Genomic DNA, 25,922 nt, shown 5'->3' on the forward strand with positions numbered 1-25,922 from the left:
AAAGGGAGCTATTGCTCCATAGATGATTACTCATCTATTTTGCAACAGCCCCTTTGAAATAACGTTTTAAAATTTTATAATGTATGTTCGTATACTGCTTCGGAAGTAAGTTGAACATCTAATTTTTTGAAAATCTTAATATCCACATCTGACAGCATGACAGATGTATGTGCCTGACATCCGGCAAGTTCAGGCAACTGAGAAAGAGCGAGGCGCGCCTGCGGATTCGTGGCTGCGCTTGCGGAAAGAGCGATGAGAACTTCGTCTGTATGAAGTCGTGGGTTTTTGCTCTTTAAATAATCGACTTTCAGTTTCTGGATCGGTTCGATTGACTCCGGTGAAATAATGTGTACTTCGTGATCGATGCCGGCAAGTACTTTCAGTACATTTAAAAGAAGGGCTGCACTTGCTCCGAGAAGATTCGTTGTCTTTCCGGTGATGATTCTTCCGTCATGCAGTTCAAGCGCGGCAGCAGGACCGTTTGTCTCTTTCGCACGTTCTAATGCTTTAACCGCCACTTTTCGGTCTGCGGCGGTAATTCCTGCCATATTCATGAGAAGTTCGATTTTTTGCGCTTCTTTGTCTGAGGTGCTGCCTTTGGCAAGAGCGTTCAGCGCATCGAAATAGCGGCGGATAATTTCCTGTTTGGAGGCTTCACGGCAGGCCTCATCATCGCAAATACAGTTTCCGGCCATGTTGACGCCCATATCGGTAGGAGATTTGTAAGGACTTTCTCCGTAAATCTTTTCAAAGATCGTATTTAACACAGGGAAGATCTCGACGTCGCGGTTATAGTTGACAGTTGTTTCGCCATATGCCTCAAGGTGGAATGGGTCGATCATATTCACATCGTTCAAGTCAGCTGTTGCAGCTTCATATGCAAGGTTGACCGGATGTTTAAGCGGGAGATTCCATACAGGGAATGTCTCAAACTTTGCATAACCTGCGAGAATCCCTCTTTTATGTTCGTGGTAAAGCTGGGAAAGGCATGTTGCCATTTTTCCGCTGCCCGGTCCGGGAGCTGTAACGATGACAAGAGGTCTGCTTGTTTTGATATAATCGTTTTTTCCATAGCCGTCTTCGCTGATGATGAGCGGAACGTTGGACGGATATCCCGGAATAAGATAATGGAGATATACCGGAATCTGCAGTTTCTCCAGTCTGTTCTTGAACAGGATTGCGCTTTCCTGACCGGAAAATTGAGTGATTGTAACACTTCCTACATATAAACCCTGATCTTTATATGTCTGGATCAGGCGAAGAACTTCTGTGTCGTATGTGATACCGAGATCTCCACGGATCTTATTTTTCTCGATGTCTTTGGCGCTGATGACGATGACGATCTCTGCCTGAGAACTTAATTCTTTTAAGAGGCGAAGTTTACTGTCAGGAGCGAATCCCGGAAGCACACGGGAAGCGTGATAATCATCGAACAGTTTACCTCCGAATTCGAGATAAAGTTTGTTGTCAAATTTTCCGATCCGGTTTCGGATGTGTTCGGACTGCATTTTTAGATATTTTTCATTGTCAAAACCGATTCTCATTTTCTTATTCTCCACTTTTTCGTTCATTTTTATCCTGAGGGAAAAGATTTTCCGCAGGACATATTTCGTACTCAGTATACTATAAAATCTGCCTGTTTTACAATATTTTCATAATCTTTTTATTGATTTATGCAAAAGCTGTACTTATAATGGTAATAACGCCATGCATATTGTGCATTGGCGCTGAAGATTTTGAGGAGGAACAGGATGGATAACAACCAGAATAAGAAGAATAATAAAAATAATCCGAATAATAACCGGCAGGGTTTGGGCATTGTGCTTATAACGACCCTGCTGGTAGCTTTTGTAGTTTTCGGATTGTTTTCTGTTATGGGAAATACGAACCAAAAGGAGATCAGTTATGACAAATTCCTTACTCTTGTGAAAGAACATAAAGTGAAGGAAGTAAAATTAGACAGTGAGAAGATTTACATCACGCTGACGGACAAAGCAAGAGAAGAAGAGAGGGAGAAAGCTGTTGAAAAGGCGGAAGAAGAAGGTCTCTTAAGTCCGTTCGAAGAGGCGATGGCAAGAATGAGAAGCCAGATGCCGACAGTTAAGAAAGAAGGCGCGAAACATGCTCCTGATTATTATACGGGGTATGTCGATGACGATACGCTTGTGACGAAACTTGACCGTGCGGGTGTCGAATTTAAAAGTGAGATTCCGGATACGATTGGACAGTTGTTTTTTGAGATGTTTATTACGGTAATCCTGCCCCTTTTGCTTATGGTGTGGCTGTTCACATATATGATGAAACGGATGAACAAAGGCGGCGGAATGATGGGCATTGGAAAGAGCAATGCCAAGATGTACATGGAAAAAGAAACCGGGGTGACTTTCCGGGATGTGGCAGGAGAGGATGAGGCGAAAGAATCGCTTCAGGAAGTTGTGGATTTCCTGCATAATCCGGGAAAATACAGTGGTATCGGAGCGAAACTTCCGAAAGGAGCGCTTCTTGTAGGCCCTCCGGGAACAGGTAAGACCCTTCTGGCAAAAGCGGTGGCAGGTGAGGCGAAAGTTCCTTTCTTCTCTTTGTCCGGTTCGGCTTTCGTAGAAATGTATGTCGGTGTCGGAGCATCTCGTGTTCGTGATCTTTTTAAACAGGCGCAGCAGTCGGCTCCGTGTATTGTGTTTATCGATGAGATTGATGCTATCGGAAAGACACGTGATACGGCGATGGGCGGAAATGACGAACGAGAACAGACTCTGAATCAGCTTCTTGCCGAGATGGACGGGTTTGATACGAATAAAGGTCTTTTGATTTTGGCAGCGACAAACCGTCCGGAGATCCTTGATCCTGCGCTTCTTCGTCCGGGTCGTTTTGACAGACGGATTATTGTTGATAAGCCGGATCTAAAAGGCCGCGTCGATATTTTGAAAGTACATGCAAAAGACGTCCGTATGGATGAAAGCGTAGATCTGGAAGCAATCGCACTTGCGACATCCGGCGCTGTCGGATCGGATTTGGCGAATATGATCAATGAAGCTGCGATCAATGCGGTAAAGCATGGAAGACAGGTTGTCAGTCAGAAAGATCTGTTTGAGGCGGTTGAAGTTGTTCTGGTCGGAAAAGAAAAGAAAGACCGTATTATGAGTGAAGAGGAACGCAAGATCGTTTCTTATCACGAGGTTGGGCATGCACTTGTCACTGCGCTTCAGAAAAATACAGAACCGGTACAGAAGATTACGATTGTTCCGAGAACGATGGGCGCGCTCGGTTATGTGATGCAGACTCCGGAAGAAGAGAAATTCCTGAATACAAAGAAAGAACTGGAAGCAATGATCGTTGTTGCGCTTGGCGGACGGGCGGCAGAAGAGATCGTGTTTGATACGGTGACGACAGGGGCATCCAACGATATTGAGCAGGCGACAAAGATTGCCCGCGCGATGATTACGCAGTACGGAATGTCAGAACGTTTCGGATTGATGGGACTTGAGTCTGTTCAGAACAAGTATTTGGACGGCAGGGCAGTGCTCAACTGCGGTGAGGCGACAGCCGGAGAGATCGATGAAGAAGTAATGAAGATGCTTAAGTCTGCTTATACAGAAGCGAAGAGGCTTCTTTCGGAAAATCGGGAAGCTCTTGATAAGATTGCGGCGTTTCTGATTGAAAAGGAAACGATCACCGGAAAAGAGTTTATGAAGATTTTCAGAGAGGTGAAAGGAATTCCTGAGCCGGAAGAGGGAGAGGCGCCGAAAACAGAAGATCGTGGAAGAATTGCGATGAAAGAAAATACGGTGCAGGAAGATAAAACGGTATCGTCAGAAGAAAAAAATACGTTTTCCGACGGAACGGAATCTTGTTAAGAAAATAGGACGGAAAGGATTGTTCTCCGCTTTATCACGCGGCAGAGCAGTCCTTTTTCTATGAAGGGGAAAGGGAGAGAGGATGGAATATATAAGTTGTTATGTGTCACCGCTAGGAAAGATCCTGCTGGCTGCAGATGAAATCGGATTGACCGGGTTGTGGTTTGAAGGGCAGAAATATTTTGCCTGTTGTCTGGGACAAGAGAATGAGGAAGTGGAGATTCCTCTTTTTTATGATGTAAAAAAATGGCTGGATCTTTATTTTTCGGGAAAAGAGCCAAAGGAGCAGATCCCGCTTCATCTGAAAGGAACTGATTTTCAAAAAGAAGTGTGGAAGATCCTTTGTGCGATCCCTTACGGGCAGACGATGACGTATGGGGAGATTGCGGGAAGAATGGAGGCTGAAAGAGGCGGAAAAAGAGTGGCTTTTCAGGCAGTCGGAAATGCGGTAGGGCACAATCCGGTGTCGGTGATCGTTCCGTGTCACAGAGTGATCGGAGCAGATGGAAAATTGACAGGATATGCAGGAGGAATTGAGAGGAAAGCAGCGCTTCTAAATATAGAACATGGGCGGACTTTAGGGAAGGATTTTCTTCGTTAAGAAGGGATGGAGAAAGAAATTTTCCTTGTTTTTTTGTGCACGGCAAGTATAATTAAATTTATGGAAAATAATAATTTTAACATACAGGAAGAATTGAAAAAACTTCCCGCAAGACCAGGTGTATATCTTATGCATGACGAGCGGGATCAGATCATTTATGTCGGCAAGGCGATCAGTTTAAAAAACCGGGTGCGCCAGTATTTTCAGAGCAGCAGGAATAAAGGGGTCAAGATCGAACAGATGGTGACTCACATCAGACGATTTGAGTATATCGTGACAGATTCGGAACTGGAGGCGCTTGTTTTAGAATGTAATCTGATCAAGGAGCATCATCCGAAATATAATACGATGCTGATGGATGATAAGACATATCCGTTTATCAAGGTGACGGTGAATGAGCCTTTCCCGCGTGTACTTTTGGCAAGAAAGATGGTGAAAGATAAGGCAAAATATTTTGGACCTTATACGAGTGCGCTGGCGGTCAGAGATACGATTGATCTCATTCATAAATTGTATCATGTAAGGAGCTGTAACCGGAATCTGCCTAAAGATATCGGGAAGGAACGTCCTTGTCTGAACTATCATATCAAGCAATGCGATGCGCCGTGTCAGGGATATCTTTCACAGGAGGCATATGGGAAGGCGATTACGGAAGTGTTAAAGTTCCTGAACGGAAATTACGATGCGATCTTAAAAGAATTGGAAGAAAAAATGAACATGGCGTCGGAGAATCTGGAATTTGAGCGAGCGATCGAGTACAGAGAGCTGATAAACAGTGTAAAAAAGATTGCGCAGAAACAAAAGATCACAGATGCAAGCGGGGAAGACAGGGATATTTTGGCTGCGGCTTCTGAAGGTGAGGATGCGGTTGTTCAAGTATTCTTTATCAGAGGAGGCAGGCTGATCGGAAGAGATCATTTTTATCTTCGTATTTCCAATGGGGAAAAAACAGCCGATATTTTAGACAGTTTTATTAAGCAGTATTATGCGGGAACTCCGTATATTCCGAGAGAATTAATGATTCAGGAGGAAATAAAAGACCGGGAGCTTATAGAAACATGGCTGACTTCAAAACGCGGGCAGAAAGTGACGGTAAAAGTTCCGAAAAAAGGAACGAAAGAAAAGCTTGTAGAGTTGGCTTCTGATAATGCGAAGCTCGTTTTAAGCAAGGACAAAGAGCGAATGCGCCGGGAAGAAGGCCGTACGATCGGAGCGGTAAAGGAGATTGAATCTTTACTCGGTCTTTCAAAGATCAGGCGTATGGAAGCTTATGACATTTCAAATACAAACGGATTCGAGTCGGTCGGATCTATGGTTGTCTATGAGCGGGGAAAGCCGAAACGAAATGATTACAGGAAATTTAAAATTAAAGGAATCCAGGGTGCGGATGATTATGGAAGTATGAGGGAGGTTTTGACCAGGCGCTTTACACATGGATTGAAAGAACGGGAAGAAAGCGGCGAACTTGGGAAGTTTACGGTATTTCCGGATCTGATCCTGATGGACGGCGGAAAAGGACAGGTCAATGTGGCGCTTCAAGTACTGGAGGAACTGCATTTGAATATTCCGGTATGCGGAATGGTGAAAGATGATTACCACCGAACGAGAGGATTATATTTTCAGAATGAGGAGATCTCGATTGAAAAAAATTCTGAAGCGTTCCGTCTTATTACACGGATTCAGGATGAAGCTCACCGGTTTGCCATCGAATATCATCGTCAGCTTAGAGGAAAAGGACAGGTGCATTCGATTTTGGACGATATAGAAGGGATTGGACCTGCGAGAAGAAAAGCGCTTATGCGCCATTATGCAAGTCTGGATGCTATAAAGGCGGCTGAAAAAGAAGAACTTGCTGCGATTCCATCTATGAACGAAAAGGCGGCGCAGGCAGTATACAATTTTTTTCATACATGATATGATAGAAACAGCGAGCGGTATATAAATCAAAAAAAGCGAAGGCATCGAAGAGAAGAGTGCTGAAAGCGAAAGGAAGGGAAATATATGGGACGAGGAATTGAGTTAAGAGAAATTGTTGAAAGGATGGATCTGAAGAATCTGACTCCGGAAGTGGATCTGACAGAAAAAGAAGTCCATGTGCCGGATGTCAATCGACCGGCGCTTCAGTTAGCCGGGTTCTTTGATCACTTTGATTCCAATCGCGTGCAGATCATTGGGAATGTAGAATATAATTATATGCAGACATTGACGGAAGAACGGCGGATTTATATTTACGAAATGCTGCTGCAGCATCCGATCCCATGTATGGTATTCTGCCGGGGAATGACGCCGGGCGAGATTTTCCTGAAAAAGGCAGTAGAAAGTAATGTGCCGGTATTTAGTACGGTGAAACCGACTTCTGATTTTTCAGCAGAGATCATCCGTTGGATGAATGTAAAACTGGCTCCGAGTATTTCCATTCATGGTGTTCTTGTGGATGTGTATGGTGTCGGTGTTTTAATCATGGGTGAGAGCGGTATAGGGAAAAGTGAAGCTGCCCTTGAATTGATCAAGAGAGGACACCGTCTTGTGACAGACGATGTTGTGGAGATCCGGAAGGTGAGTGACGAAACACTTGTCGGTTCGGCGCCGGATGTGACGAAGAACTTTATTGAACTGAGAGGAATCGGTATTGTTGATGTAAAATCTATGTTTGGTGTGCAAAGTGTCAGAGAAACTCAGAACATTGATCTTGTAATTACTTTGGAAGATTGGAGCAGAGAAAAAGAATATGACCGGCTTGGATTAGAAGAGGAATATACAGAGTTTTTAGGAAACAAAGTTGTATGCCATAGTATTCCGATCAGACCGGGAAGGAATCTTGCGATTATTGTAGAGTCTGCGGCGGTGAACCACAGACAGAAACAGATGGGCTATAACGCAGCACAGGAATTGTATAAAAGAGTGCAGGAAAATCTTGCGAAAAAAAGATAAATATAAGAGAGGAGAGAGGGAGCTGTGAAATATTGTTTTGGTGTAGACATCGGAGGCACAACAGTGAAAATGGGTCTGTTTGAAGAGACAGGAGCCATTCTTGAAAAATGGGAGATCCCTACGAATACATTGGCGGAAGGAAAGGCAATCCTGCCGGATATTGCCTTTTCTTTGGTGGGAAAAATAGAAGAAAAAAAATTGGAAAAAGAAGATATTCTCGGTATCGGAGTCGGAGTTCCGGCGCCGGTGACAGCAGAAGGAGTCGTAAACGGAAGCGCGAATCTTGGATGGAAATATAAAGAAGTAAAGAAAGAGATGGAAGAGCTGACCGGTTTGAAAGCGTTTATCGGGAATGATGCGAATGTTGCAGCGCTCGGAGAAATGTGGAAAGGCGGCGGCGCCGGAGAGAAGAATATGATTATGGTAACTCTTGGAACCGGAGTGGGCGGAGGAGTGATCATAGACGGAAAGATGCTTGTCGGCTGCAATGGCGCCGGCGGAGAAATCGGACATATTTGCGTGAATTATGAGGAAAAGGATTGCTGCGGCTGCGGAAATAGAGGATGCCTGGAACAGTATGCCTCCGCAACAGGCATTGTCCGTTTGGCAAAACAGAAATTAGAGACAGAAAAACGGGAAACGATGCTGAACAAAGAAAAAATTACGGCAAAGGACGTATTTGACGCGGTGAAAGCAGGAGATGAAGTCGCAGATGAAATTGCAGTTTCTTTCGGAAAATATCTTGGATACGGACTTGCTAATCTTGCGGCAGTTGTGAATCCTGCGGTGTTCGTTATCGGTGGCGGAGTTTCCAAAGCCGGAGAAGTGCTTCTTTCATATATAGAAAAACCATATAAGGAAAGAGCGTTCTTTGCAGATAAAAATGTAAGATTTGTTCTTGCACAGTTGGGAAATGATGCTGGAATCTGCGGGGCCGTGAAGCTTGTGCTGGATGAGAGAGGAAAATGATTTTTCTATAGTTCATGTTTGAAATACCCGAAACAAAGAAAATATCTTTAAAACAAACAAACTAGCAACTGAATATAAGAAAAATATAAAAAAATGAACCATAATACAGTATAAACCGAGTGAAAAAGCGGGGGATACAAGTGTTATGGTTCTTTTGTTTTTTGTTTGTATAGATGAATCTGTAAAAAATACACAAAAAATAAGAAAGAAAGCGATGAAAAACCTAAAAATGGTTGTATAAACACACAAATATCTTTGAAACAAAGAAAAAGTGTTGACTAAAAAGAAAAAAGTGGTAGAATATAGACAAACAAAGAAATAAAGTTTCTGGCCGGAAACAAAAGAACATTTTAATACAAGGGCAGGCTGAAAAAGAAAATCAAATGTGAACAGAAAGCCCGAATACAGAATGGAAAAAAGAGGAGAATGAAAAGATGAAAGCATTAGCAAGATATGGAAAAGAATTTGGTGGATATCGTATGATCGACGTTCCGAAACCGACATGTGGTCCGGAGGATATCATCATTGAGATCAAGGCGGCTGCAATCTGTGGAGCAGATATGAAACATTATAAAGTGGACAATGGCTCCGATGAATTCAACTCGATCCGCGGACATGAATTTGCGGGTGAGATCGTAGAAGTCGGCGAGAAAGTGACAGACTGGAAAGTGGGACAAAGAGTTGTATCTGACAACAGCGCTCATGTATGTGGTGTTTGCCCGGCATGTGAGCAGGGAGATTTTCTTTGCTGTGAAAACAAAGTAAACTTAGGTCTTGACAATAATACATGGGGCGGCGGATTTTCCAAATACTGTAAAGTTCCGGGAGAGATCTTGAGAATTCACAAACATGCAATCTGGGAAATTCCGGAAAACGTAAAATATGAGGAGGCAGCAGTTCTCGATCCGATCTGTAATTCATACAAAGCAATCGCGCAGCAGAGCCATCTCCTTCCGGGACAGGATGTTGTAGTATTCGGAACAGGTCCGCTTGGATTGTTTGCCGTACAGGTGGCAAGAATTATGGGAGCAGTCAACATCGTTATGGTAGGACTTGACGAGGATGTTCCGGTTCGTTTCCCGGTTGCGAAAGAACTTGGAGCTACACATTGTGTAAATGGTTCAAAAGAAGATGTTGTAAAAAGATGTACAGAAATCTGCGGAAGAGATAACTTAGGTCTTGTTGTTGAATGTTCAGGAGCAAACATTGCTCTGAAACAGGCGATCGAGATGCTTCGTCCGAACGGAGAGGTTGTTCGTGTCGGAATGGGATTCAAACCGCTTGAATTTTCAATCAACGATATTACTTCATGGAACAAGAGCATTATCGGACATATGGCATATGACTCCACATCATGGAGAAATGCAATCCGTCTGCTTGCTTCCGGACAGATCAAAGTACAGCCGATGATCACTCACAGACTTGGACTTTCAGAGTGGGAAAAAGGATTTGAACTGATGGCGAAAAAAGAAGCAATCAAAGTAATCTTCACATATGACTTTGATGATGAGGATTGATAAGCGGAGGAAAGATACGATGGAAAAGAAATTACTGCTTGCACCGTCTATGGGCTGCTGTGACTTGTACGATTTCGGTCATCAGGTAAAGTTTATTGATGAACATGCAGATTTCCTCCACATTGATATAAAGGATGGAAATTATGTAAAGACATTTGGCGTTGGTCCTGATTTTATGACAGCCTTGAAAAAAGTTGTCAAAAAACCGATGGATGCACATTTGATGGTAAAACATCCGCAGGATTATATTGAGGCATGTGCTGCAGCCGGAGCAGCTTATATTACTCCGCACACAGATTGTATCGAGAGCGATGCTTTCGTGACGATCAACAAGATTATCTCACTGGGGTGCAAAGCCGGGATTGCCATGAACCCGGCAGCCCCATTAGAAGCAATTCGATACTACCTTCCCCTTCTGTCTAAAGTGACGATTATGATCGTAGATGCAGGATATGCCGGACAAAAGGTGATTACACAAATGTATGATAAGATCCGTACTCTTGTGAAATGGAGAGAAGAGATGGGACTTGATTTTCTGATCGAGGCAGACGGATCGATGAATGCAGGTGTTTATGCTCCTCTTTATGAAGCGGGCGCAGATATGGTCGTACTTGGCCCTCCGGCTCTTTGGAATAAAGACGAGGATATCGAAAAGGCGTGGGCGATTATGGAACAAGAAGTAGAAAGCGAACTCGCCGGAAAATAAAATACAAAGCAGACAGTCTGTGTACATACAAAAAAGAGACTGCTGCTGCAAAGAATGAGAAAAGAAAGGGAATTAATTATGGGAACAAAAAAAGGCGCGAACATCGGCGCAAGACTTGATCGTCTTCCGAATTCAGGATGGCATATAAAAATGTGGCTGGTAACAGCGTTTGCTCTGCTCGTATGCTGGTCAAACGGAATCGGAGGTTCGGTTCAGAATATTTTGCTGAATGAACTTCACTGGTTAGAACCAGGAACAAAACTTCTTGCAATGTGGGGAACAACTTATACGGCAGGACAGCTCTTCGGAGCGCTTGTAGGCGGTCCGATCGGAGATAAGATTGGTCGTAAAAAAAGTATTCTTTTGTATGAAATTATTCATATTATCGCCATGATCGGCGGAGCTGTTGCACCAAATGTTTATGTATTGTATGTATTCAGACTTGTACAGGGATTTGGACTTGGAGCACTTCTCGTTGTTCTGTTTGCAGGATTTACAGAGTATGTACCGGGAAGAAACCGTGGTGTATGGTCAAGCCGTAACTCCTTTATCGGAAACTGGGCTCACCCAATTTGTAACGGAATTGCATTTTTGATCGTAACAACTGGAGTAAGCTATAGTATGAACTGGAGAATCCAGTACATGATCCCGTCAGTTCTTTCTATTATTGCATCTATCATTATTGCAAAAAAACTTCCGGAATCTCCGCGTTGGTTAGAGTCACAGGGAAGAGTTGAGGAAGCAGACGCGATCCTTACAAAGATTGAAAAAGAAATCGAAGCATCAACAGGAAAACCGCTTCCGCCGGTAACAGAAGAACCGAAAGAAGTAAAACAGCTTCCGTATTCAGCGCTGTTTAAAGGCAAACTTTTGAGAAGAACGATTGTTGGTTCTCTTGTATTGATCGGTATGAACACGATCCAGTATACATTGATGACATGGATGCCGTCCTTGCTGAAATCAATGGGATATGATACATCACAGTCACAGTTTATGACAATGTTCGGACTGTTCGGCGCTCCGTTTGGAATTTTTATCGCATCATTGATCATGGATAAAATTCCGAGAAGAGTAATGGGTGTTATTCTTCTGGCAGCTATGGCTGTACTTGGAGTTATTACAGGACAGCAGACAACAATGACAGCGCTGATCGTAACAACATTCTTGCTGAACACAGTAATTTATATGTATGTATGTTATGCATCTGCAGTGTATGTGCCGGAAATGTGGCCGACATCTGCGAAAATGTCCGGTTCCGGTTTCTGTAATGCGATCGGTCGTGTAAGTAATATCTTCTTCCCGTTCCTCGTAACAAGCGTTGCAGCAGGTTCTATGGGAAGTACGGGAGTATTCGTCCTGATCTCTATCGTTGCCGTAGTAATTGCAATATGTATTTTGATCTTCGGTGTAGAGACAAGAGGAGAATCTGTAGAAGATATCGGAAATGTTGACTAAACAAAGATAAACAGATAAATAAGTTTCCTGTTCTCTTAGTATGGAGAACAGGAAAAATAGTAAAAGGTGAAAGGAAGGATATGAAATGAAAAATTCAGAAGCGATCTTAGTGACACCAAAACATTTTGAAATACAGGAGTGTCCGGTTCCGGAGCCGAAAGATCATGAAATTCTTATGAAAGTAGAGTATGTTGGAATGTGCGGTTCCGATATTCACGGATTTGAATTCGGACCGTTTATTCCTCCGAAAGATCCGAATCAGAAGATCGGTCTTGGACATGAGGTGGCAGGAGAAGTTGTTAAAATAGGAGCGAAAGTAACGAAATTTAAAGTCGGAGATAAAGTCCTCATTGAGCCTGGCGTTCCGGATGATACATGTGAGTATTGCCGTACAGGACGCTACAACATTTGTCCGGGAGTTGACTTTATGGCGACACAGCCGAATTACAAAGGCGCGCTGACACAGTATATGACTCATCCGGAAGAGTGGACGTACCATATTCCGGAAGGCATGACAACGATGGAAGGTGCTCTTGTAGAGCCGGCGGCAGTCGGAATGCATGCAGCAGTTCTCGGTGGAGCACAGCCGGGTAAAAGTATTGTGATCCTTGGAGGAGGAACGATCGGGTTAATGGTTCTTCAGGCATGTATCAGCCTTGGAGCAACAGATATTACAGTTGTCGATGTGATCGAGAAACGATTGGAACTTGCGAAGAAACTGGGAGCAGCCAGAGTGATCAACGGAAAAGAAGAAGATACAGTTGCAGTTCTTCGGTCCGAAGAAATGTACGGAGATCACGGTGTGGATCTTGTGTTTGAGGCGGCAGGAGCTGTATTTACAGCACAGCAGGCGGTACAGATCGTAAGCCGGGGCGGTAAGATTATGATGGTAGGAACACAGTCAAAACCGGTTCCGATCGATTTCCTGAAAATCAACCGTGAAGTGACAATCCAGACGTCATTCCGTTATTGCAATAACTTCCCGCAGACGATCGAAGCGATCTCATCAGGAAGATTTAATGTCAAAGATATGGTAACAAATGTTTATGATTACAAAGATGTGCAGACTGCATTTGAAGAAGCGATCGATCCTGTGAAAAAGACAGAGATGGTGAAAGGCGTAATCAAAGTAACGGAATAAGAAACTGTGAATATATCCGGCAGAAGCAGGCGGAAACGTCTGCAGCCGGATCGCTGAAAAGAAAAGGAGAAAAATTATGATTTCAGATATCAGATATTGGGAAAAGAAAGCAAGTGCAGGACATTATGCAATTCCTCATTTTAATGTATGGAATGCAGAGATGCTGATGGGCGTTATCGACGCTGCAGAAGAACTGCGCGCACCGATCATCATTTCATTCGGAACAGGATTTACAGGAAATACATCTTTTGAAGATTATTGCTATATGATGGAATCTATGGCGAAAAAAGCAAGCGTTCCGGTAATTCTTCACTGGGATCACGGCCGCAATATGACGATCCTTCAGAATGCTGTAAATCATTGCATGAATTCTGTAATGCGTGATGCTTCCGCACTTCCGTATGAAGAGAACGTAGCAGAGATCAAAAGATGTGTAGATTATTTCCACGCATATAACATTCCGGTAGAGGCAGAACTTGGACACGTAGGAAACGAGACAATCTATGAAGAAGCATTGTCAGAGTATCATTACACAGATCCGAAGCAGGCGAAAGACTTTGTTGACAGAACAGGATGCGATTCTTTGGCAGTTGCGATCGGTAATGTACATGGAGTTTATTCTTCTGAGCCGAAGCTGGCGTTTGATATTTTGGAAGAAGTAGCAAACGCAGTTGACGTTCCGCTTGTACTTCATGGAGCATCGGGAATCGGAGACGAAGACATTAAGAAAGCAATCTCTCTTGGAATTGCAAAAATTAATATACATACAGAACTTTGCCAGGCTGCAATGGAAGCGATCAACGAGCATAAAGACGAGCCGTTCCTGGCAGTAGAACGTGCGGTAAGACAGGCTGTAAAAGAACGCGCAATGTACAAGATTAAATTATTCGGTGATGACGGAAGGGCTGATGAATAAAGTGAGTAAAGATTTGGATGTAATCATTATCGGGGCGGCGATCGTAGATCTGCCGCTGCGCCCGGTAAGTAAAGAAGTGTTTGACGTTGTATCTTATCCGGTAGACGGAATTGCAATGACGATCGGAGGAGATGCGATCAATGAATCGACTATCATTACAAGACTGGGACATAAAGTTGCTTTAATGAGCTGTATCGGAGTAGATGTGGCAGGAGCGTTTGTGTTAAGTCATTGTGAAAGAACAGGCATTGATACGAAATATATTAAACAGGATCCAACGATCGATACTTCGATCAATGTTGGTTTGGTAGCTGCTGACGGAGAAAGAACTTTTATTACAAACCGTCAGGGAAGCCTTTGGAAATTCAAATATGAAGATTTGGATATGTCAGCGCTTAAAGGTGCAAAAATTCTTTCATTTGCAAGTATTTTCAATAATCCTCTTTTTGATAATAAAGCGCTCGTATCCGTATTTTCGAAAGCAAAAGAAGAAGGCATGATCATCTGCGCGGATATGGTTTCTCCAAGGTTGAACGAGAAGCTGGAAGATATCACAGAAGCGTTAAGCTATGTTGACTATTTCTTCCCGAACTTCGAGGAAGCAAGTGAGATGACAGGAGAGACGGATGAAGCAAAAGTAGCTGACAAATTATATGCATGTGGTGTAAAAAATGTGATCATGAAGATCGGTAAAAGAGGATGTTATATCCGTAACGCCGAAGGCGCAATGATCGTTCCGGCATGTAAAGGTGTAACGGCGATTGATACGATCGGTGCCGGCGATAATTTTGCATCCGGATTTATCACAGGTCTTTTGGAAGGAAAGGATATCCGTGAATGTGCGATCTATGCAAACTGTACGGCTGCTGTTTCTGTTCAGTATGTCGGAGCAACAGGCGGTGTGACAGACAAAGAGATCGTAGACGAGATGCTGGCAAAATACCGCGAAGATTATAAATAATGTTTTCGGATTGCTTTAAGGAACAAGGAATCAGATGGAATAGGTAAAGAAAGGGATAGACAGATATCATGAAAACGATGAAATTAGGAAAGACAGGAATTGATATTTCAAGAATCGGACTTGGAACTTGGTCGATCGGCGGCGGTTCTGCATGGGGCGGAGATCACGAACTTCAGACGGTTGTGGATACGATCAGAGAGGCTCCGAAGGCAGGAGTAAACTTAATCGATACGGCTCCGGGATACAATTTCGGAAACAGTGAGAAAATTCTCGGAAAAGCTCTTGAAGAAATGAATCGTGAAGATGTTGTAATCATTACAAAATGCGGTGTTACATGGGATCAGGAGATGAAAGGGGATCTTTTCAATAAAGTAAACGGAATCCAGCTTTACAAAAACCTGAACAGCGAATCGGTAAAAAAAGAAATCGTCGGTTCTCTTGAGCGTCTCGGAACAGATTATGTAGATGTATATATGACTCACTGGCAGGCAACAGAAGGAACTGAGTATTATGTACCGATTCAAAAGACAATGGATGTTTTGAATGAACTGAAAGCGCAGGGAAAGATCCGTGCGATCGGAGCTGCGAATGTAGATATTAACCAGATCAAAGAATATTTGAAATGGGGAGATCTTGATATTGTTCAGGCAAAATATTCGATCCTTGATCGCGGCATTGAAGATGAGATCATTCCGTGCTGCCGGGAAAACGGTGTTACGATTCAGGCATATTCTCCACTTGAAATGGGATTGCTTTCAGGAACAATGCCGAGAGATTATAAACCGGTCGGAGCACAGATCCCGAAGAAATGGTTCCAGCCGGACAATATGCAGGCGGCAATGGATATGATGGATAAGTGGAAACCGCTCTGCGAAAAATATAATTGTACGATTGCGAACCTGGCGCTTGGATGGATTTTGGCACAAGGAGATTTCCTGAATCTTCTTAGTGGTTCCACAACGGTAGATCAGATAAAAGAAAACGTAAAATCGGCAGAATTAGAACTCGATCCGGAAGATGTTGCATATATGCGTGACCTTGCGGAAGAGATTGACAAATAAGAGTGCCTGCATTTTAAAGATTGTTTAGACGTATCTATTTCCGAGTCTGAACATTTCAAAAGGAGAAATCATGCTTTCAAAGAATAAAAGTCTTGCAAAAACCAACACAGAAGAGTTATTATTAAATAAAAGTGGTGTGAATAATAGCGGTAAAGGTATAGAAAGGGAAGAAAGCATGGCGGGCAAAGAAAGATTAATGGCAATCCGTCAAACGATTCAGACGCAGAAAAAAGCGTCTGTAGCAGAGTTGAGTAAAATATGCAGGGTGACGGAGGAAACGATACGCAGAGATCTTGATAAATTAGAGGCTGACGGCGTTGTGACGCGAGTTCACGGCGGCGCAATCTGGAATGAAGGCATTCAAAAAGAAGGTGTTCATTTTTACAGGAGGATGAGCAGGCATCTGAAAGAAAAGCAGGAGATTGCAAGGAAGACGGCAAAGCTTTTCGAAGGAAAGACAACGATTATTGCAGATTCCAGTACGACTGTGATGGAAGCGCTGAAGCTTCTTCCGCAGTCGCCTGATATAACGGTTGTGACAAATTCAACGGAGGTGTTCCGAGAATTTCAGCAGTCGTCCTTTAATATTATCTCCACAGGGGGAGAGTATAATAAGAAATCTCTCTCTTTGCAGGGGCAGCTCGCCAAGACGAATATTTTAAAATATAACGTGAGTCTTGCATTGATCAGTTGCAAAGGACTGAGTATTGAAAAAGGGGTGCTTGATTCAAACGAAAGTGAAGCGGAAGTCAAAAAGGCAATGTTGGCACAGGCAGAAGAAGTGGCTCTTTTGGTTGACTTTTCAAAATTCGATCAGTCAGCATTTGTGAATTTGATCAATCTTCAAAAAGTGAATTATATTATTACAGACAGAAGACCATCGGATGAATGGGTGGATTATTGTGAAGAACAAGGAATTAAATTAGTTTATTAAACTTTATGATTAAAAATTATCATTTGAATAAAAGAGAATGACTGTTTTGCATTTGGGCGGCAGTCATTCTTTTTTTGCAATGGCGACGAGCCAAAGTCCGGGTTTGCCGAGACCTTGGCGACCGCTTACAATCCCGGAATGTACCTTTTGGCACTTCCGGTGATTACAAGAATAATCATCTGGGTTAGAAATATTTGAAATAAAGAAAGTAGAGTGAAACAAAAAAATATATAACAAAAATATAAGAAAAATTCTGTTAAAAACATAGAAAATCTTTGTTTCAAAGAAAAAGGATTGACATTGATTTGACAAAAATGTACAATAAAAATCAAGGAAATCCTTTATATTTAGCGATATGATCAGAAAAGGATAAAAACGAAAAACACAGAAAACGAAGGAGATGGAGAGATGAAAGGAAAAGAAAAAAAGAATACGATCGTAAAGCGGATGATCTTCGCGGTAGCAGCCGGATTTGTGGTTGGTTTTCTTATGCTGTTTCTGAGAGAGTTTCTCGTAGAGAGCGGTAAATCAGGAGTATGGAAAGCGCTTGATGCAATTTTCTTTCAAGATGTAACAAAGACAAATGGAATTGAAGGAATCGGTATTTTGTATATTGTCGGACAGCTGTTTATGAGAGGACTGCAGCTGGCGATCGTTCCCCTTGTACTTACCTCGTTAAGTCTGGCTATGTGCAGCCTGGCAGACCCTGAGAGACTCGGTAAAATCGCAGGCAAGACATTTATTACTTATATTTGTTTTTATGCAGCGGCGGCAGCACTTGCCGGAGCGGCGGCATATTTCGTAAAAACAATGGGTTGGTTTGATGTACAGCTTCCGAACGAGATGGCAACAGAGGCGGTGACGATGGAAGGATATAATCCGCTTGTAACAGTTGTAAATGCTGTTCCGTCCAATATTTTTTCAGCATTTTCTTCCAATAATGAGATTATATCTGTCGTAGTTGTTGCAATTATTCTTGGTTTATGTATGACGGTGCTTGGAAAAAAGACAGAACCGCTTCGTAAAGTAATCGAAAATCTGAATGATGTCGTTCAGCTTTTCCTGAATTTCCTGATCGATAAGATCGGACCGGTAGCAATTTTCTGTATGATTACAAGAACACTTGCTGTATATGGAATTGAATACATTAAGCCGACACTTGTATGGATCGTTACTACGATCGTTGTAAGCTTGGCGCTTGTATTTACGATTTATCCGATCGGTATCTTTTTAACAACAGGATTAAATCCGATTCCATTCGTGAAAAAGACTTTGAAAGTTGGATTGTTTGCAGCGGCAACAAACTCTTCGGCAGCAACGCTTCCGCTGAATACAAAAACATGTACAGAAGAATTGGGATGTTCAAAAGAGATCAGTAGTTTTGTTCTTCCGACAGGTATGACGATCAATATGAACGGTACGACAGCGATGCATATGATCGCAATCACGTTTATAGCAACAGCGGCAGGAATCGATATTAAGCCGTCCACACTTGCTGTAGCAGCGTTCCTTTCGATCTGTACTGCAATGGGAACTCCGGCAATTCCGGTAGCCGGAACAACGATGGTATATGTCGTTATGACCGGTTTGGGAATGAGTTCTGAATTGTGTATGATCGGATATTCTCTTGTGCTGGCGATGAATTATCTTCCGGGAATGGCGGTTATTACATTGAATGTAATCGGAGATGCAGCGACAAACGTAATCGTATGTTTCAAAGAGAAAGTGTTAAATAAGGAGACATATTACAAATAAAGGTCAAATAAAACTGTAAAAGTATGGGGAGAAAAGTATTATTTTGGAAAACAGATTATAATAAATTCTTTCAAAATTATAAAAAATAAGAGAAAAAAAGAGGGTATCGCTCAATCATCTGAACTAGATGATTTTGCGATATCCTCTTTTGTGACCAAATCAATCTCAGACATTTGGAAAAAGGGATAATTGGAAGGATTAAGGGGAAATCCGACTTCGGGATTGCGGTATGACTTCCGGTGTTTCCGGTTCTTCAGGATCCGGTGTTGGGATCGGTTCTACATCCTCTCCGCTGTTTCCGTTATTTCCGTTGTTGGAATTTCCATTATTATTTGAGTTGTTGTTGTCTGTATTTGTGTCTGTGTCTGTAGTGTCGCTGTCTTCGTCTTTCTTGTCTTTATCTTTATCCTCATCTGTATCACCATGTCCGGGACAAGTTTCTTTCGTCAAAGTATCTTTGTCAAAATATTCTGTGATAGAAGGACAACCGCTTACCGCGATTTTTCCTGTCTGGGTGCAGATCGTTCTCTGTACAACAGTAGCAGGAGGAGTGAAGTTTTTATATTCCAGCTCTGCGTGAACACGATCCATAATATGTTTCCAAATAACTTCGTGCCAGGACTGATTCCAAAACTGTTCCAACGTCTTATCTTCATCGTATCCGGTCCATACGGAGCAGGTGTAGTAAGGCGTGTATGCGGATAACCAGAGGTCGGTACTGTTTTCTGTCGTACCTGTTTTACCTGCAGCAGGCATGTTGTTCAGCCTTGCGGGTGTTCCTGTTCCGCGGTTGATTACGTCCTGCATAGCGCTTGTTAAAAGGAACGCTGTAGAATCTTTTAAAACGCGGCGTGTTATCGGCTTGGAATTGTCAATCAGGATATTTCCGTCGTGGTCAAGGATTTCTGTGTAAAGGATCGGTTCGGTATAGACGCCGCCGTTGGCAATGGAAGCATAAGCGGCAGTCATCTCAATATTGTAAACTCCTCGTGTGATACCGCCGAGGGCTGTAGCCTGAGCGATATCTGACATACCCGGATAATTCGGATCATTATTGACAAGAGTCGTAAATCCGAAGTTTTCAAGATATTTGTATCCTTTTTCAAGTCCGACCGTCTCGGTCAATGTGCGTACGGCACATACGTTCATGGAATGCTCGATTGCATAGCGGACGCGTGTGTTGCCGATGTATTTATTATCCCAGTTATTGACTGGCTGTCCGCTGGCATATCGATAAGGTTCATCTTTGATCGTTGTTGCCAGTGTCATGCCGCATTCGTTTAACCCCGGAGCGTAAGTAGATAAAATCTTGAAACAAGATCCGGGCTGTTTTGGAGAAGCAGTGGCGCGGTTCAGTGATAAGCTAGTTGTTTTCGTTCCCCGCCCTCCGACAATCGCTTTGACATGTCCGGTATATTGATCCATTAATACGACGGATACTTGCGGCTGAAGGGTAATATTTAAACGTTCGTCCGCAATATCGCCGGCTTCTGTATCAATGCCGAGTGTTCCTTTATATTGCTCGACGGCTGCCCGCGCTTCATCTTCCGAGCTGAAAACGAAGGGGGCGGAAGCGCCTCTTACAGAGATCAGATACTGCTTCAGATTTTCTTTGCTGTAGTTTTCAGCAGAGCCGTCTGCACGGTGGATCGTGAGCGCATAGTCTGTGATACCGTATTCTACGATCGGATAATAAGCATCGTTAGAAGCTTCTTCATCACAGATCTGTTGGATTGCAAGATCCTGCGTGGATTTAATCGTCAATCCTTCACTGTAAAGAAGATTGTAGGCCTGTGTTTCTGAGTAGCCTTTCTCATCCATGAGATCTTGGATTACATCTTCGATCAGCGCGTCTGTAAAATACGAGTAAGGCGTTGTGTCTTCTGTAATGGCGGCTGTCTGCAAGATGCGGTCATATACAGGGTCGGCAAGGGCTTCGTCGTACTGCGCCTGATTGATGTATTCCTGTTCAAGCATATTGTCAAGAACTTTTTCCCGGCGTTTGGCATTGGAATCCGGATTTGTTACCGGGTCATATTTTGTCGGATTCTGTGTGATCGCAGCGATGACCGCGCACTCAGAAAGAGTCAGGTCCGCCACATCTTTGTTGAAATATCTTGTAGATGCCGTCTGTACACCAAGACATCCCTGACCGAGGTTGATCGTGTTAAGATATGCCTCCAGTATCTCGTTTTTGTCCATTTCTTTCTCAAAAGCAAGGGCAAGATACTGCTCCTGTAATTTACGTTCTACTCTGTCAAAAAATGTCTTTTCGTTGACGAAATCAAATACATTGTTTTTAATAAGCTGCTGTGTCAGAGTGCTGGCACCTTCGGTAAAATCAAAACCATTCATAACTCCGACGACGCCGGCTCTTAAAATTCCCTGAATATCGATTCCGTTATGATCATAGAAACGCTCATCCTCGATCGCTACAAATGCATGAGGAAGAAAATCTGATTTTGCCGTAATCTCATCATAAGTCCGGTAGACACGGTTAGAATCAGAGTCTTTCAGCGTATCAATGACAGTGCCGTTCTGATCAACAATCGTTGTTGTAAATCCTTTCGGCTGAATGTCTTCGGCAGATACGTCAGGGGTATTGTCTATGATCTTTTTGGCAAAGATCACGCCGCCGACAAGACCGATGACGACAAGCAGGAGCATACAGGTGATGACTGCTTTGAAAAAACGGACTCCTACACGTTTCTTTTTCATTTTCTTTTTCGAAGAGATTGATGATTTTCTCTTTGAAAGGTTATTTTTCCCGTAATTCACGAATAACATCCTCCTTTTCAACTTCTATGATTATATCAAATAAGGTCTTTTAAATAAAGAAAAAAATAAAATCTTCATATTTTATAAAGAATTTTAATGATAACAACAGCATATGCGGAGTTTTAAAGTTGAACTTGTGTAAAAATTTTATGAGTAAAGCTTACAATGGTTGTACATAGTTCATGTCTTTGTTATAGTAGAGACAGTTCAGGACCGTTTTATATAGAGAAGGAGAAGATGAGATGGAGTGTTATCATACTGTATATACAGAAGGAACGGGAGAAATTGTTGAGAAAAAGTCCCGTTTTATTGCAGAAGTATTTCCGGTTTCGAATGAAGAAGAGGCGTTTGCACATTTAGAAGAAATCCGAAAAAGGAATTGGGATGCAAGGCATCACTGCTGGGCATATGTAATCGGAAGAAATCCGGCGGCGGAGAGGATGAGTGATGACGGGGAACCGGCGGGAACAGCAGGAAAGCCTATTTTGGAAGTATTAAGAGGAAAAAATCTGACCGATGTGTTTGTTGTTGTCACCCGGTATTTCGGGGGAACGCTTCTTGGAACAGGGGGGCTTGTGAGAGCTTATACGTCTGCGACGGCAGAGGCGCTTGCACATACGGTTATTATAACCAAGATCCGTGGGTTTAAACTGAAAATTATTACAGATTATACAGGACTTGGAAAAATCCAGTATATTTTAGGGCAGATGGGATTATCGGTTCTTGATACCGTATACACGGATAAGGTAGAACTTCTCGTTCTTGTGCCGGATGATGAAGAAGGCTTTTTGATGAAAGAGCTGATGGAAGGGACTAACGGACAGGCTGTGACGGAGAAGACGGGGCAGTGCTGGTTTGCCAAGACAGAGGATGGAATCCAAATATTTGAACAATAAAAAGGAATCTTAAAAGATCTAAGATTCATGTGTTCTGGAAATTGCTGGTTTATGTACTGTACACTTTCTGCCAGCAGATCACCAATGGTTTCATGGTGCAGATAAAAGGTGGAGCGGTTGACGCCTGCCGTTTCACAAATCTCTTTTACCGTGATGTATTCCATCTCCTTCTTTCATTTTAATGAACGAATCAATAATATGAATAAAAAATTAAATTTTTACTTACATCAAATCAGATTTTGTGCTATATTATTGAATTGTTGAAAAAAGAAAACCGTGTAATCGGTAGATGTAAGTCCAGCAGAATTTATGCGTGTAATCTAAAGTAGTTTCACTACGGGGGTTACACGCTTTTTATGTTCTGAAGGAGGAAGAAGATGATTAAGATTATTACAATCAGCAGAGAATTTGGCAGTGGCGGAAGAACTATTGGCAAGAAAGTGGCAGCAAAACTGGGTATTCCATGTTATGACAAGGATTTAATCGAAAAGATAGCAGAGGAAACAGGATACGCAAAAGAGTTTATTGCAGATGAAAGTGAGTATGCGCCAAACAGTAACAGTCTTGCATATATGTTTATTGGCAGAGGACTGGACGGATTATCTAATGCAGATAAGATTTGGATCGCACAGAAGAAAGTGATCGAGGAGCTTGCTGAAAAAGGAGCTTGTGTTATTGTGGGAAGATGTGCGGACTATGTTCTTAAGGGACGTGAAGACTGCTTGAATGTGTTTGTGTATGCCGATAAGAAACTCCGTGCAGAGCGTATTGTCAAACAGTATGGAGAAAGTGCAGTTGAGCCGGAAAAGAGATTGGCGGACAAAGATAAAAAACGAAAGTTGAATTATAAGTATTTCACGGAGCAGGAGTGGGGGAAAAGACAGAATTATCATTTGAGCATTGACAGTGGTTTTCTTGGAATTGAAAAATCTGTTGCGCTGATCGTAGATGCGGTAGGAGGTGCAGCGGGAAATGAGTAAGGCAGCAGTGAAAGAAAATAAGATGGCAACTATGCCGGTAAATAAGCTGATGGTGAACATGGGAGTACCTATGATTATCTCTATGATGCTGCAGGCAGTATACAACATTGTAGACAGTGCGTTTGTGGCAAATATGGAAGGCACGGGAGAAATGGCGTTAAACGCGCTGACTCTTGCTTTCCCGGTACAGATGCTTATGGTAGCGATTGGTATAGGAACCGGTGTGGGTGTAAATGCACTTCTTGCAAAGCGAATGGGACAGGGGGATATGGAAAAAGCCAGTAAGACTGCAGGTAACGGTGTATTCTTAATGGTGGTAATTTATGTGGTATTTTTGTTGTTTGGTTTGTTCGGTACGGAAAGTTATATCGCGTCCCAGACAAAGAACCCGGTTATTGCAGAAATGGCAACGGATTATCTGAAAATCTGCTGTGTCTGGTCATTCGGTATTTTATTTTTTTCTTTGTATGAAAAAGTATTACAGGCAACTGGAAAAAGTGTTTATTCCACCATTGCACAGATAACAGGCGCGGTAGTAAATATTATTCTTGACCCTATTATGATCTATGGATGGTTTGGCTGTCCTGAACTCGGGGTAAAGGGTGCAGCATATGCGACCATTATAGGCCAGATTGTATCAGCACTTGTAGGTCTTGTTTTACATCTGAAAGCAAACAAGGAGATTAGGAATACTTTTGCCTATATGAAACCGTCAGGAAGAATCATTAAGGGAATCTATTCTATAGGATTTGCAGCAATCATTGCACAAGCTCTGATGTCTGTAATGACGTACCTTTTGAATGTGATTTTTGTTCGTATTGGAGAAAACGTGGTAACTGCATACGGATTGTATTATAAGATACAGCAGTTCATATTGTTTGCCGCCTTTGGTTTAAGGGATGCCATTACACCGATTGTATCCTTTAATCATGGTTTGGGAAGTAAGGAACGTGTGAAGGAAGGAATCAAGTATGGACTTATCTATACGCTTGGAATTATGTTGATTGGTTTTGCAGGTCTGGAAGTATTTGCAGAACCATTTGCCGGTATTTTTGGACTGTCAGGGGAAACAAAACAGTTGTGTGTCAGTGCAATGCGTGTTATCTCCGTCAGTTATGTGTTTGCTGGAGCCAATATCGCATTTCAGGGCGTTTTTCAGGCATTGGACAGCGGAATGGAATCTTTTATTATTTCCGTATGCAGACAGTTCTTGTTTGTGATTCCGGTGGCGTATCTGTTTGTGGAAATAGTTATATCCGGTATGTGCGGAACGTGGCTTGTATGGATGAGTTTTGTGATAGCAGAAGTATTATCTGTAATCGTTTCCGTAGTATTTATGAAAAGGGTGAATACAAAAAAGGTAATGTCTATGAGTTAGAAAGGTAAAACTTGGAATAAATATATGTGCAAAAATACCAAAACAAACATGGTGATACAGTGGTAAAAGTGACAAAAAGCAAAAAAATAACTATATTTTTCTTACGAGATTAAATTTTTTTAGTTATAATGTTTTATGTAAACTTGTTCAACCAACAAAGAAAGCAGGTAGATTAGAATGAAAAGAGTAAAGGCAGCTTGCATTACACAAACATTACATTTCTTATTAAAAGAAGATATTGGTAAGGAATATGCCAAAAAACTTGTTACCGAGGAAGTGAAGAGGTACAAAGAACAGCTTGACAAGAATAAGACAAAGTACAAGATTCTTTCAGAGGAAACACAGGCGGATGGTTCTGTTATTATTGAGATTAAGAAACAATATAATACATCTCCGGTAGGACATTATTTGGATTAGTCGTATGTTTGAAACTAAGGCGTGCAGTTATCTCAAAAATGGTAATTGCACGCCTTTTAGGTGTGAAAAGTGAGGTAAACAGTTATGGATTTGGAGAAATTAGTAAATCAGACAGTCATACATAAATCCTATGGAAAAGGTATCATCCATAATGTGGGTGAAAAATATTTGGAAGTGGATTTTGCGGAAAAAGGAAAAGTAAGTAAGTTTCCTTATCCATCATGCTTTAATGGTTTCTTGTCTTTAAAAGATTGTGATTTACAGACAGAAATAACTGCTGAGGTTGAAGTTTGGAAGAGGGAAAGTGGTGCGATGCAGAAAGAAGAATTAAGGCGTCGGTATGAGAAAACCATGCAGGGAATGGAAGCGAGAAGACTGGCAGCAGAAGATAAGAAACTGAAAGCGGCACAAAGAGCAATGGAACGCCGTTCTGCATACGGTAATACAAATTTTAACAAGAAAAAATAGTATGACAGTGAAAGATAAGTCCGTTTTACCACTTTCAGAGTGGTAAAATCACTATGCAGGTTGCTGAAGTCTTTTGCCATAATAAAAGGTCTCCTTATGATAAAATGTTTTTTATCATAGAAGACCTTTTATAACAGTATTTACAGAAAAGAGACTATGAAGAAAAGTCTGTAAATAAGATCTTCTATGATAAGAATGGGCGAG

21 protein-coding genes are annotated in these 25,922 nt (G+C 42.2%); 19 read left to right on the top strand and 2 right to left on the bottom strand.

Annotated features, from left to right (window positions below; all coding sequences use genetic code 11):
• Positions 1-74: 74 nt before the first annotated feature.
• Positions 75-1,544 (bottom strand): DUF1846 domain-containing protein, encoded by a 1,470-nt coding sequence (locus tag RCH61_RS08715; RefSeq protein ID WP_178007207.1) that lies wholly within the window; start codon positions 1,542-1,544, stop codon positions 75-77.
• A gap of 207 nt (positions 1,545-1,751) precedes the next feature.
• On the opposite strand from RCH61_RS08715, the gene ftsH reads away from it, so the two are divergent.
• The 14 genes from ftsH (at position 1,752) to RCH61_RS08785 (ending at position 18,801) form a co-directional block, all read left to right on the top strand.
• Positions 1,752-3,854: an ATP-dependent zinc metalloprotease FtsH gene (gene ftsH, locus RCH61_RS08720; RefSeq protein ID WP_178007201.1), complete on the top strand. Its 2,103-nt coding sequence runs from the start codon at positions 1,752-1,754 to the stop codon at positions 3,852-3,854.
• A gap of 82 nt (positions 3,855-3,936) precedes the next feature.
• Positions 3,937-4,455: a methylated-DNA--[protein]-cysteine S-methyltransferase gene (locus RCH61_RS08725; RefSeq protein WP_178007203.1), complete on the top strand. Its 519-nt coding sequence runs from the start codon at positions 3,937-3,939 to the stop codon at positions 4,453-4,455.
• Positions 4,456-4,515: 60 nt separating this feature from the next.
• Entirely contained in the window at positions 4,516-6,369 is a 1,854-nt protein-coding gene (gene uvrC, locus RCH61_RS08730) for an excinuclease ABC subunit UvrC (protein WP_306480453.1), read from the top strand.
• 87 nt (positions 6,370-6,456) lie between these two features.
• Positions 6,457-7,386 (top strand): HPr(Ser) kinase/phosphatase, encoded by a 930-nt coding sequence (gene hprK, locus RCH61_RS08735; RefSeq protein WP_306480454.1) that lies wholly within the window; start codon positions 6,457-6,459, stop codon positions 7,384-7,386.
• 24 nt (positions 7,387-7,410) lie between these two features.
• On the top strand, positions 7,411-8,355 hold the full coding sequence (locus RCH61_RS08740; protein ID WP_306480455.1) for an ROK family glucokinase: 945 nt from the start codon (positions 7,411-7,413) through the stop codon (positions 8,353-8,355).
• 434 nt (positions 8,356-8,789) lie between these two features.
• The gene (locus RCH61_RS08745; protein WP_178007067.1) at positions 8,790-9,872 is read left to right on the top strand and encodes a zinc-binding dehydrogenase; all 1,083 of its coding nucleotides are present in this window, start codon (positions 8,790-8,792) and stop codon (positions 9,870-9,872) included.
• A 19-nt stretch (positions 9,873-9,891) separates the two neighbouring features.
• Positions 9,892-10,578 (top strand): ribulose phosphate epimerase, encoded by a 687-nt coding sequence (locus RCH61_RS08750; protein WP_178007069.1) that lies wholly within the window; start codon positions 9,892-9,894, stop codon positions 10,576-10,578.
• A gap of 54 nt (positions 10,579-10,632) precedes the next feature.
• Positions 10,633-12,033: an MFS transporter gene (locus RCH61_RS08755; protein WP_306480456.1), complete on the top strand. Its 1,401-nt coding sequence runs from the start codon at positions 10,633-10,635 to the stop codon at positions 12,031-12,033.
• A gap of 85 nt (positions 12,034-12,118) precedes the next feature.
• The gene (locus RCH61_RS08760; RefSeq protein ID WP_178007850.1) at positions 12,119-13,174 is read left to right on the top strand and encodes an NAD(P)-dependent alcohol dehydrogenase; all 1,056 of its coding nucleotides are present in this window, start codon (positions 12,119-12,121) and stop codon (positions 13,172-13,174) included.
• 76 nt (positions 13,175-13,250) lie between these two features.
• Positions 13,251-14,090, top strand: a complete 840-nt coding sequence (locus RCH61_RS08765) for a class II fructose-bisphosphate aldolase (RefSeq protein ID WP_306480457.1) — start codon at positions 13,251-13,253, stop codon at positions 14,088-14,090.
• Positions 14,083-15,051 carry a carbohydrate kinase family protein gene (locus RCH61_RS08770; protein WP_306480458.1) on the top strand — a complete coding sequence of 323 codons (969 nt, stop codon included), beginning with the start codon at positions 14,083-14,085 and terminating at the stop codon, positions 15,049-15,051. The genes RCH61_RS08765 and RCH61_RS08770 overlap by 8 nt, the downstream gene beginning before the upstream one ends.
• Positions 15,052-15,119: 68 nt before the next feature.
• Positions 15,120-16,112: an NADH-dependent methylglyoxal reductase gene (ydjG, locus tag RCH61_RS08775; RefSeq protein ID WP_178007844.1), complete on the top strand. Its 993-nt coding sequence runs from the start codon at positions 15,120-15,122 to the stop codon at positions 16,110-16,112.
• 70 nt (positions 16,113-16,182) lie between these two features.
• The gene (locus tag RCH61_RS08780; protein WP_306480459.1) at positions 16,183-17,046 is read left to right on the top strand and encodes a DeoR/GlpR family DNA-binding transcription regulator; all 864 of its coding nucleotides are present in this window, start codon (positions 16,183-16,185) and stop codon (positions 17,044-17,046) included.
• A gap of 408 nt (positions 17,047-17,454) precedes the next feature.
• Positions 17,455-18,801 carry a dicarboxylate/amino acid:cation symporter gene (locus RCH61_RS08785; RefSeq protein WP_306480460.1) on the top strand — a complete coding sequence of 449 codons (1,347 nt, stop codon included), beginning with the start codon at positions 17,455-17,457 and terminating at the stop codon, positions 18,799-18,801.
• Between the two features lie 198 nt (positions 18,802-18,999).
• Here RCH61_RS08785 and RCH61_RS08790 read toward each other — a convergent pair whose 3' ends face one another.
• Positions 19,000-21,579 carry a transglycosylase domain-containing protein gene (locus RCH61_RS08790; RefSeq protein WP_306480461.1) on the bottom strand — a complete coding sequence of 860 codons (2,580 nt, stop codon included), beginning with the start codon at positions 21,577-21,579 and terminating at the stop codon, positions 19,000-19,002.
• A 242-nt stretch (positions 21,580-21,821) separates the two neighbouring features.
• Here RCH61_RS08790 and RCH61_RS08795 point away from each other — a divergent pair, with 242 nt between their 5' ends.
• The 5 genes from RCH61_RS08795 to RCH61_RS08815 all read left to right on the top strand — a co-directional run bounded on the left by RCH61_RS08795 (position 21,822) and on the right by RCH61_RS08815 (position 25,718).
• Positions 21,822-22,475, top strand: a complete 654-nt coding sequence (locus tag RCH61_RS08795) for a YigZ family protein (protein ID WP_306480462.1) — start codon at positions 21,822-21,824, stop codon at positions 22,473-22,475.
• Between the two features lie 377 nt (positions 22,476-22,852).
• Positions 22,853-23,455, top strand: coding sequence for a cytidylate kinase-like family protein (locus tag RCH61_RS08800; protein ID WP_306480463.1), 603 nt, complete (start codon positions 22,853-22,855; stop codon positions 23,453-23,455).
• Positions 23,448-24,833, top strand: a complete 1,386-nt coding sequence (locus tag RCH61_RS08805) for an MATE family efflux transporter (protein ID WP_306480464.1) — start codon at positions 23,448-23,450, stop codon at positions 24,831-24,833. Before RCH61_RS08800 ends, RCH61_RS08805 begins: the two co-directional genes overlap by 8 nt.
• Before the next feature lie 177 nt (positions 24,834-25,010).
• On the top strand, positions 25,011-25,250 hold the full coding sequence (locus RCH61_RS08810) for a hypothetical protein (RefSeq protein ID WP_306480465.1): 240 nt from the start codon (positions 25,011-25,013) through the stop codon (positions 25,248-25,250).
• Positions 25,251-25,334: 84 nt separating this feature from the next.
• Positions 25,335-25,718 carry a hypothetical protein gene (locus RCH61_RS08815; RefSeq protein ID WP_306480466.1) on the top strand — a complete coding sequence of 128 codons (384 nt, stop codon included), beginning with the start codon at positions 25,335-25,337 and terminating at the stop codon, positions 25,716-25,718.
• Positions 25,719-25,922 lie beyond the last annotated feature (204 nt).

Source organism: Mediterraneibacter sp., assembly GCF_030825015.1.
Taxonomy (GTDB): Bacteria; Bacillota; Clostridia; order Lachnospirales; family Lachnospiraceae; genus Mediterraneibacter.